Genomic DNA, 10,898 nt, shown 5'->3' on the forward strand with positions numbered 1-10,898 from the left:
CTCTCATCCTATCATTAAAATTACGATAATATAGTTGTAAAGCCAAGTAGCATGCGCCATTCAGGAAAATAATAAATTAAAAAATAGTACCATTTTTAGTTGAACACGCGGATCTTCTTTGGCTGAAATTAAATCTTATGATCGTATGTAATAGAGTGATTTTGTTTTTTGCGACAGAACCCTACCAGCCCTCGCTTTCGATCTCCTTGGCTGGCAGCGTTTGTGTTTTTAATGATCATAGTTTAACATTGCCTGTCAATGCGTAACTTCTATGATATTTTACCCATTTCTGGCCATCTTTAGTTTTTTCCTCTCCTTAGTTTGGCGAAGGTATTGATTGATAAAAAGGATACTTAAAAATGAAATCATTAATTACTTATCTCATTTTTTTCTTTATATTCGTAGTGCGTATTGCACAGGCAAGTTTAACGGACGGCTTAGTTGCTTATTATAAGTTTGATAACAATGCATCTGATTCTAGTGGTAATGGGAATGATGGTGTTGAACGTGGTGGTATAACTTATACAACTGGTGTTCAGGGGCAAGCTGTTAAATTTGATGGAGTAGATGATTATATTTATGTAAATCATGATGAATCTCTTAATGTATCTAGAGATTTTTCCATTTCTTTTTGGATATATCGTGCTACAGATAATGGCATACAAGATGTTCTCGTAAAAGGTAGGGACTGCTCAAATCACTATATGTTTAACGCAAGTGGTTCAAATGCAGGGAGTCGAGGACAAGCTTTTAATGTAGGTAATGGTTATTCGTGGTGTGATGGCGTTTCAGTTTCTGCTTCTTTCCCTATTAATGAGTGGCATCATGTAACTGGTATTATTGATAATACGAATGGTGTTATTAAGTACTACCTTGACGGGGAACTTGCATCAGAAAAGTCAATACCACCATATTCAACAACAAACTCTTATCCTTTGATAATGGGTAGGCATTTTACTAGTCGTGATGGTCATAGCGGAATATATAAATATCAATTTAAGGGAATGATTGATGAAGTTCGCATCTACGAACGTGCTTTATCTGAAACAGAAATTCAAGAAGTGCACGTTATGAGTAAAGGAGATAAAGGAGACAAAGGAGACAAAGGAGACAAAGGAGACAAAGGAGACAAAGGAGACAAAGGAGACAAAGGAGACAAAGGAGACAAAGGAGATACTTTCTTTACTGAAATGGACAACGAAGTTAGTTTGAAAGGAAGTAACGACCTTGTGGTTACGGTAGGTAATATTATTACAACCGGCTATATTCAAGTGGGAAATGGCTCTACTTGTGATAGTAGCAATACAGGTGCAATTAGCTATAATTACGGCATCAATAGGCTTGAGTTTTGTAATGGTGAATTTTTCGAGCCTATTGGTATGAGTGCTAATTATAATTGCAACTTGACTTGTCAACTAGGATCAGCATCCTCTATGGGAGGAAGTGATTATCAATGTGCTTTAAAATTAGATAATACAGTTACTTGTTGGGGATGGGGTGATAAGATTATATCTGTTCCAGATAGTTTGAAAGCAGAACAAATTGCATTGGGGCAGCTTTATGCTTGTGCTTTGAAGTTGGATCACACTGTGCAGTGCTGGGGTCTACGTGGGCACACTACTGTACCAAATGGTTTAGTTGCTAAGCAAATTTCAGCAGGAACAAACAACATATGCGCCTTAAAACACGATAATACTGTGCAATGTTGGGGGGCGAATGATTCTGGGCAAAATAATGTGCCTGACGCTTTAACCGCTAAGCAAGTTACAGCAGGACACGGCATCAATTGCGCTTTAAAATTGGATAATACTATTCAGTGCTGGGGTGATACTCATAATAATCCAATCAGCGTTATTCCAGAAGGCCTTCTTGCGAAGCAAATTGTACTTAGTTTTAATCATATGTGCGCTTTAAAAATAGATAATACCGTTGAGTGCTGGGGTAAATCTGGCGCTGGAGAAACCACAGTGTCAGAAGGATTAATCGCCAAACAAATTACATCAGGATACTCTCATACCTGTGCTTTAAAAATAGATAATACCGTTGAGTGCTGGGGGAGACCTGGCGTTGGAGAAACCATAGTGCCAGAAAGCTTAATCGCCAAACAAATTACATCAGGACACTCTCATGCTTGTGCTTTAAAGATAGATAATACCGTTGAGTGCTGGGGGAATAATGAGATTGTCAATAAGAAACCAACTAATTTAGTCGCTAAACAGTTGTAGGAAGCGGTGGTGGGTCGAATTTGTCGTTATGCATGAATATCCACTCCTAACTCAACCTTATTAATCAGAAAACCTATCACAATATCATGCATTTTTTCAGATTTTGAAAAGCAAATAGTCTTCCGTGGGGTCTGTCGCATAAAGTTCGCTTCTCCGCGTTATCTGCTATCATGAGTCTCAATTCGAATAAAATAAGGTTCATATGCTTAGTTTTAAATGGCGTCATTTTGAAAAATAAATCATTCTCCTAAATGTCAGATGGTACTTGGCTTATCCACTCAGTTATCGCAATCTTGAGGAAATAGCTGAAGAACGAGGCTATCATGTTGACCACAGCACCCTTAATCGGTGGGTGATAAATTATGCACCTGAATTAGAGAAAGAATTTCATAAAAAGAAGCGTCCTGTTAATCGGCGGTGGCGGATGGACGAAACCTATATTAAAGTCAAAGGAGAGTGGAAATATTTTTATCGTGCCGTTGATAAAGAAGGCAATACCATTGACTTCTTACTCACCGCAAAGCGTGATACGAAAGCAGCCAAGCGCTTTTTTAAGAAAGCCATTAAGAGAAATGGCCGTCCTGAATTGGTCAATATTGATAAGAGTGGTTCCAATAAAGCAGCGCTTAATAGCATCAACAAGGAAGACTCAGATGCCCCTAAAGTGGAACCCATTGTAATCCGTCAATGTAAATATTTGAATAATATTATCGAACAAGATCATAGGAACATTAAACGAATAACTCGCCCTATGTTGGGTTTTAAAAACTTCCATAGCGCCCAAAAAACATTAGCAGGTATTGAGATAATGAAAATGATCAAAAAAGGACAAATGTTCGGAGGGGATGGTTTGTCTCCTGCAGGACAGTTTTATTCATTAGCTGCATAAAGGTCAGTTATGACCAAGTTTTGCCGTCACAATAAATTATTGCGACAGAACCACTAAGATCGGTGAATATATGTCAAAAGGATTACTGAAATTATTTTTTTTATTACCACCATTTACTTTTCTGTTGTTAACGCTTAGCGCCTGTCAAAGAACGCTTAAAACAGGGTATGTTGTTTCACCGATCACCTACAGCACTTTTACCGAACAATCCGGTTGGCAAATCTGGCAGTATGATACCGATTATGATCAAAGTCGGCAATTGACCATGAATGAAAACGAAGCCTATTATCCGACTCTGGGTCCTTCAGGTTTACTCGCTTATAGTGATCATAATGGAAAAATATGGTTGTTAGATTTGAATAACCAAGATGGCGAAAAACAATCCCCTCAAGCTATCTCCTCATTACCTAAATATTGCGGACATCCAGCTATTTCACCGGATGGTGAACGGCTAACTTGTGTTTGTTTTACCTTTCTTAATCGCAGTGAGAACAGTGATTTATATATGGTTGATATAAAAACAGGGAAAAGTAGTCGTCTAATAAGCTTTACAGGGCTACAAAAACACCCCGCTTGGTCACCTGATGGCAAACAAATAGTTTTTAGTTCTGGTTATAGGGAAATAGGGGGAAAGATTATCGAACAATTATGGCTGATGGGCTTGAGCAATAAAGTACCAGTTAAAATTATTGATAATGGCCATTCCAATATTCACCCTGCTTGGTCACCCAATGGCCAACAAATAGCGTATAGCTCCGATGTTAACGGCTCATTAGATATTTGGCTTTATGATTTGTTGACAAAACGTTCATCACCAGTAACTAACTCATCTGTTTTGAAGAGTGAGCCATCCTGGCGACCTGATGGTAATGCTTTAGTTTATGTATCCACGCAAGAAGGAGCAATGGCTATATGGGAAATAGACTTAAACACAAAATTGGAACAAAAGTTATTAAGTTTTCCAGAAGATATTCATGAACCCGTTTGGTATAAGGGAGAATAAAAAGGTGAGAATATTTAATATAGAATATCATTTTTTCTTCAATCCTTCTTTAAAGGTTTTATTGTGTTTTTTTCTATTTTCAGTTTCACCACTCTACGCACAAGAAAATTTTAACCTGGAAATTGTTAATGTTGATCCACGTCAATTCAACCCCTTGGTGCATGAGCAGGCTAAAATTCAGTTCAAAAGCGAACGGGATGGTCAGGCTTTTGTTAGAATTTATGATCGTCGAGCTTATCAAGTACGAGAGATATTCATTGAACATATGACGGCAAACGAAGTTGTTCTGGCCGCCTGGAATGGAAGGGATGATCAAGGTCGTTTAGTCGCTAATGAAGCCTATTTTTTTACCATTGAGGCAACAGATATTCGCGGAAATATTGTCGAATATAGCCCTGTTCAATCAACGCTCAATCGATCAATTCCAATGAATGTTAATTATGATACAGATAATAAAAAACTTTCGTTTTCGGTTGAACAAGACGGCATCGTTGATATCCGTTACGGTGCCGCTGATGGTGGTCCGTTATTAAGTAAATTAATTGAATGGAAGCCATTTTTACGGGGACAATATAGTATTGATTGGGATGGCTGGGATGCATCAGGTGTTGTTTCTGTAAACTCAATTCCTGGACATCATTTTTATTCACAACTAGTCGCTTTGCCGGAATATAGCCTTTTTACTTTTGGAAATCCTGATGATGATCAAATATACTCCCTTGCATATCCTGGTGATTCTTTAAAGCTTATAGATTCGACTCGATTGACGGATCGACTATATTCACAAGCAAATGTTTTTCCTTATAAAAATCTTAGCCCTATTTTTGATTTCAGTTTTAATACTGTGATAGAAAAAAATGAAGATATCCCCATTGTTTCAGATAAGTTTGGTATTACTATCAGGCTTAATGAATCTGTTAAACAGCGCGTTACTGAATCGCGTTATGAAATATTAGTCTTTGTTGATTTTAAATTTGTGACTGAAATAGAAGAAGGACGTTCGCCAGCGCGCATGAATATTAATACTTCAGCATTAGCTTCTGGGGAGCATATTTTAACAGTGAATGTGGTGACGCTTCAGGGTGGATTGGAAACCTTGAGTAAACGCTTTGTGATAAAATAAGACTATGTCACCGTTAAGTATTGAAAATATAGCTTTAAACTTTTGAAAGCTTGATTTTCCTCACTTTAGGCAGTATTTCATAACATTGTTAAGTGATTGAAAAATTGAGTTTTCTTAAAATTCCACATTTAACGGTGACATAGCCTAAAATAATGATTAGATTTAGTCGCTTCCTTTTGCTGTTTCTTTTGAGTGTAAATTTAACCGTATGCAAGTTGGATACCTCACAAAACAGTTTGGTATTTACGACGCGACATGGCATGGGGTTTGATAAATGGGCTTCGATTTGGCTGATTAAGCGTCATGTTTCTCCAGGTGCAAGTATACGTTGGCTTAAGCAACAATATACTGACAGTAATTCAGGGGTGTTATTCGATACGGAAAATGCTTTATATAAACGTACTGGTAAAGCCTCAACATTTTCAACATTGATTACGGGATTTAATGTTAAATCTGAGTTTTTACCAGATTTTTTACAATTGGTTCATGATGTTGAAATCAATTATTGGGGAACACCTGAGTTTATTTATTCCAATTATGTTGAAAATCAATTCAGACATCTACAGGAAATCTTTGGTCAGAAAAAAACACCAATGTCCTGTTATCTTGAGTTCTTTGATAATTTAGAGACAAATTTGCCTCGCTTTCAAGAAATTGATCCTGAGAAATTTAATGAAGTCCAATTGTTGCCCAATACTCGTTGCGCAGAAAAAGATTTGGAACCCAAAACACCGAGAAATCAATTAGTGTCCGAATGGCCCATAGAAACAGTTCTGAAAGCTATTGAGAAAAATAAAAAAATTGTCTTCATTGATGTTAGAGAAATTGATGAGTTTACTAAACATCATCTACCTGGAGCAATCAATGTAAAAATTCGTGATATTACCAAATTTGATATTACTACACTGGATGATGCAGATTTAGTTGTACCTTATTGTGTGAAAGATTTCCGTGGCTTTGAAATGGCACGGTTGCTTAAACAGCAGAATGTTAAAAATGTTTTGTTGATGCGCCCTTATGGACTTAAAGGTTGGATGTCTATGGGGTTACCAACTGCTGGAATAAGAACTGAAGAATCTACAGCAATTAAGCAATTAAAAAATTGCGCAGAAAATTTGGACATCTGTTTAGAATCGGCTACCAAAATATGAAAAAAATTATCTTTTGGTTTGTCGGGATTATTATTATTATCCCCGGTATACAATGGGGTGAAAATGTTTTTATTACGGATCAACTAGTCAGCTACCAGTTACCACCAGGTCAGTGGTTGTATTTGCTATCTAAATTAATGGCACAATATGCATTTTTATTTTTTACAGTACAACTGGTTCTTGGTTTTCTGTTGGCTTGTCGACCTAACATGTTTTCATGGTTATCAATAAAATTACATCGTACAATTGGGTTGGCTGTTTTAGTATCCACGCTGTTACATGCAGGATTATTTGTTAGTGCTGTGGCTATCAGATCAGGGCATCTTTCTTTTAAATCATTAAGAATCATTTTTGACGAAGGGTTTTATAACTTATATGTTGGTCTTGGTGTGCTTGCTGCTGGTTTTATGGTCATAGTGGTCATCATAGGCCTGGTAAGAAACTTGTTTCCAATATTATTTTTTCGTTATGTTCATCGTTTGGCATGGCTGGTTTGGGTGTTTGGTTTTATTCACAGTTATGCCATTGGGACTGAAACAGGGGGATTCTTGTTGTGGTCCTGGTTTTATCTATTAGCTGGTGGGTTAGTTAGTTTACTCCTAATCTATAGGATTTTATCAATTTCTGAAAACGGTTCTGTCGCAAAAAAATAAGTATTTGTGTAAAAATAACTGTAACCTATTTTTATACGATAAATGGATAAAACATCATGCAGGAGAAAAACCTTCTAATCCCATTATTAAAATCACGACAATATAGTGTTAAAGCTAAGTATCACGTGGTATTCAGGAAAGTAATACCTTTAGAAAAATAGAACCATTTTTAGTAGAATATGTGAATCTTCTTTGGCTGAAATTAAATCTTATGATCAATACCTTCGCCAAAATGAAAATACACTCATTTTTATGAATTTTACAGCCTATAAGCGATTGATTTATATAGGTGTAAGATTGTCATTTTTGGCTTAAATTAAAATTGGCGAAGGTATTGTATGATCGTAGATAATAGGGTGATTTTGTTTTTTTTGCGACAGAACCCTTTTAGTCCATAGTGGTTGATTTCCACGGTAGAAATTACAAATTTAGAATCCGGCCCATTCGGAGGGTTTAGATGTTTTTCGGCAGAACTGGTATTTGTATTAATGAGGTAATATGGTGATAATTCGTACAGTATTTAAAATTTATGGCTTATTGTTTTTAACACTAACTACAGGATTAGTCTTTGCTAATTCATTTACGGTCGATGAGCGTACTTTAGTATCATCTACACGTATTTCAAGCGATATAGATGAGCTTGTATATTCCGTTAAGATTACAAATAATGGAAACAGGGTCTCTTTTGTAAATGCAATTATCACCAGCACTGACTCCAATATTGTTATTAGGGATGGAAATCTTACTTTTGGGGCGATTGCAGCTAATGCTCAAGGAACCAGTAAAGATACTTTTACACTGCGTAAAAATAGTTATATTCCAGTTAATTCTGATGCTTTAGTATTTACATTTTCATCAACACCTAACACGGACAAACCAATTTCTAATGCAGGGTCGGATCAAACAGTCAAACTTAATAGCTTAGTCACATTGAACGGAATTAATTCCTCAGATGCTGATGGTGACCCCTTGACTTTTAAATGGGAAATGGTTGATATTCCCATGGGCAGCACAGCTGAACTAACTGATTCCGATCAGTCAACCCCGTTTTTTACTTCTGATTCTCCTGGGCGGTATGTAGTGCAGCTGATTGTTAATGACAGTCAGTTAGCCTCATTACCCGATCAGGTGGTTATTTCTAATGAGAACAGTGCGCCTGTGGCTGAAGCAGGCTCATCACAATCAGTTCAAGTCAGCAATACGGTTATGCTCGATGGAAGTGCTTCTTCTGATGTCGATGGTGACAGCCTAACGTTTGCTTGGTCATTTATCAGTAAACCGAATAACAGTACAGCAACGATATCAGGCTCTTCTGTAATAAAACCGGAATTTATAGTCGATGAACCAGGAACTTACGAATTACAGTTGATTGTCAATGACGGGCAGATTAATAGCCAACCAGATATTGTCACAATCACTACAGAAAATTCGGCACCTATTGCAAAAGCAGGTGATGATTTTTCAACTTTGGTTAATCAGGTAGTATCTCTTGATGGTACTACATCCAGCGATGTTGATGGGAATCCATTAACCTACAAATGGTCTATTTCATCTCGCCCGGCAGGAAGTACCTCCACATTATCAGACTCTGCGGTACCGAAACCAACTTTGTTAATCGATTACCCCGGTATTTATGGTGTGCAACTGATAGTTAATGATAGTACCGTTGATAGTACTCCAGATACAGTTGCCATTACGACTGAAAACACAAAACCAATTGCTAGTGCTGGTGATGATCAAACAATAGCTGTAGCGGACCAAGTGCAATTGGACGGTTCTAATTCAAACGATGTCAATTTGGATGTTTTGAGTTATCGTTGGTCATTTAGCTCAAAGCCCGCTGAAAGTAAAGCCACGTTGCAAAACCCATTAAATGAAAAACCAACATTTATTATCGATTACCCAGGGACTTATGTTGTTCAATTGATAGTTAATGATAGTACCGTTGATAGCTTGGCCGATACAGTTGTTATTAGCACACAAAAATCACGGCCAGTTGCTAATGCGGGCTTAGACCAATCCGCATTTATCGGATCTAAAATCAATATCGATGGTGAATTGTCATTTGATGTTGATTCCGACCCGTTATCCTATCAGTGGTCGTTGATATACAAGCCAGTTGGTAGTTTATCTGAATTAGCCGCTACTAACACTGTTGCAAGTGAATTTACTCCCGATTTACCTGGTACTTATATCCTTCAATTAATTATTCTTGATGGCACCTTATCCAGTGAACCGGATACCGTGCTTGTGGAGGTAAAGGTGCTTGAAGCTACTATAAAGTCCTCTATAAATACAGGGGTTGTGCCTTTGGATGTAACGTTGAATGCGATACCCATTGGCGGTTATCCACCCTATCAATTCCAGTGGGATCTTGATGGAAATAATACGATAGATGACTTACGCCAGAACTTTGTTCATACTTTCTTACAACGTGGAAACTATAATCTTTCTCTGAAAATTAAGGACCACAAAGGATACGAAGCCATTGCGACAAAACTGATAAGCGTCAATTCAGAACCATTGGTAATTGCAGCGGCTTCTCCAAATTCCGGCCCCGTACCATTGCCAGTAATTTTTACAGCTACAGTCAGCGATGCGGATGGTAGCATTACAAAATACGATTGGGATTTTGATGGAGATGGAGTTGTTGACCAAAGTTCCGAAACAACAGAAAATGCTTCACATACTTATCAGCAAGCGGGACTTTATAATGCAAAGTTAACCGTTTACGACAATGATGGACATTCCAATAGCGATACGACAACGATTTCCGTGGGTTCTTCGCCTGAAGTCGTGGCAAGTGCAGATATATTCACCGGAATAGCACCGTTATCAGTGAATTTTTCTGGAACGGTGACTGATTCCGACGGGAAAATTGTTTCGTATGAATGGGATTTTGATGGGGATAAACAATTCGACTACGATAATTCTTTATCGGCAACAACAACCCATATATATGAAGAAGGTGGGGTCTTTAATGCCACATTAAGAGTCGTTGATGATGATGGGTTGCTGGATGAAGATTCTGTTAGTATTTCAGTATCGGGGTCGCCTACATCCCTACCAGGAGCTTACCCCCTTTCAGGTTCAACGCCACTTACAGTCACTTTCTTCTCAAATGGTAAAGATTTGGATGGTGGACCTGAATATTATGATTGGGATTTTGATGGCAACGGTTCTTTTGACCAACGGCTGATGGCCTCACAAAACACCACCTTTACCTATAATCAGCCAGGCGAGTATCAAGCAACGCTAAAAGTCGTTGATAATGACGGTCTATTTTCAACCTCCTCCATTACTATCAAAGTAAATGAAGGTGCCGGTGGAGATGAATACCCTGTAGTTCAAGCATATGCATCACCTACTGTAGGTAGTACCCCATTGGAAACACATTTATCAGCAATAGCAAGTGATGATGGCAGGATTGTAAAGTACGAATGGGATTTAGATTCAGATGGTGTGTATGACTTTATTGAACAAGCAACAGGAATTAATTTAATCTCCGAAACTATTGATGTGGGTTCGAAAGCGACCCCAGCTTTTGTAGATTTAGATGACGATGGTGATTTGGATATGCTGATTGGAAATAGCAGTGGTCAAATAACCTATTTCCAAAATGAAGGAAGTTCTTCAGTTTTTAAATTTTCTAATAAAGGCTTAATTGAAGATGTAGCGGGTAATATCATTGATATAGGATCTTTTTCCACACCTTATGCTCATGATATTGATGGTGATAATGACATAGACTTATTGGTCGGTAATTACTCCGGTTACACCAATATCATTGAAAATACCGGAACAAAAGAAAATCCGACTTGGAAGAATAATGGCACTTTGAAGTTGGAAAATGG

7 protein-coding genes and 1 pseudogene are annotated in these 10,898 nt (G+C 37.6%); 7 read left to right on the top strand and 1 reads right to left on the bottom strand.

Annotation, left to right across the window (positions count from 1 at the left end; translation table 11 throughout):
* The first annotated feature begins 359 nt into the window (after nucleotides 1–359).
* Nucleotides 360–2,225, top strand: coding sequence for a LamG-like jellyroll fold domain-containing protein (locus CDZ78_RS15925; protein WP_087870881.1), 1,866 nt, complete (start codon nucleotides 360–362; stop codon nucleotides 2,223–2,225).
* Nucleotides 2,226–2,251: 26 nt separating this feature from the next.
* On the opposite strand, the pseudogene CDZ78_RS24555 reads toward CDZ78_RS15925, so the two are convergent.
* A pseudogene (locus CDZ78_RS24555) lies at nucleotides 2,252–2,353 on the bottom strand (IS1 family transposase); the annotation flags it as partial.
* Between the two features lie 110 nt (nucleotides 2,354–2,463).
* Here CDZ78_RS24555 and CDZ78_RS15930 point away from each other — a divergent pair.
* The 6 genes from CDZ78_RS15930 to CDZ78_RS15955 all read left to right on the top strand — a co-directional run.
* Nucleotides 2,464–3,114 carry an IS6 family transposase gene (locus CDZ78_RS15930; protein ID WP_244559272.1) on the top strand — a complete coding sequence of 217 codons (651 nt, stop codon included), beginning with the start codon at nucleotides 2,464–2,466 and terminating at the stop codon, nucleotides 3,112–3,114.
* A 70-nt stretch (nucleotides 3,115–3,184) separates the two neighbouring features.
* Nucleotides 3,185–4,117: a TolB family protein gene (locus tag CDZ78_RS15935; protein ID WP_087870882.1), complete on the top strand. Its 933-nt coding sequence runs from the start codon at nucleotides 3,185–3,187 to the stop codon at nucleotides 4,115–4,117.
* 4 nt (nucleotides 4,118–4,121) lie between these two features.
* Entirely contained in the window at nucleotides 4,122–5,240 is a 1,119-nt protein-coding gene (locus CDZ78_RS15940; protein WP_140414120.1) for a T9SS type B sorting domain-containing protein, read from the top strand.
* Between the two features lie 215 nt (nucleotides 5,241–5,455).
* The gene (locus CDZ78_RS15945; protein ID WP_167374349.1) at nucleotides 5,456–6,391 is read left to right on the top strand and encodes a chromate resistance protein ChrB domain-containing protein; all 936 of its coding nucleotides are present in this window, start codon (nucleotides 5,456–5,458) and stop codon (nucleotides 6,389–6,391) included.
* A complete protein-coding gene (locus CDZ78_RS15950) occupies nucleotides 6,388–7,044 on the top strand; it encodes a ferric reductase-like transmembrane domain-containing protein (protein ID WP_087870885.1) in 657 nt (218 codons plus the stop codon). The genes CDZ78_RS15945 and CDZ78_RS15950 overlap by 4 nt, the downstream gene beginning before the upstream one ends.
* 501 nt (nucleotides 7,045–7,545) lie before the next feature.
* The coding region (locus CDZ78_RS15955; protein ID WP_167374350.1) for a PKD domain-containing protein at nucleotides 7,546–10,898 on the top strand (3,353 nt) is incomplete at its 3' end.

This window comes from Bathymodiolus platifrons methanotrophic gill symbiont (assembly GCF_002189065.1).
GTDB lineage: Bacteria > Pseudomonadota > Gammaproteobacteria > Methylococcales > Methylomonadaceae > Methyloprofundus.

Coding starts and splice junctions, on each gene's coding strand:
- CDZ78_RS15950 (WP_087870885.1), top strand. CDS start 6,388: ATGAAAAAAATTATCTTTTGGTTTGTCGGGATTATTATTATTATCCCC.
- CDZ78_RS15925 (WP_087870881.1), top strand. CDS start 360: ATGAAATCATTAATTACTTATCTCATTTTTTTCTTTATATTCGTAGTG.
- CDZ78_RS15935 (WP_087870882.1), top strand. CDS start 3,185: ATGTCAAAAGGATTACTGAAATTATTTTTTTTATTACCACCATTTACT.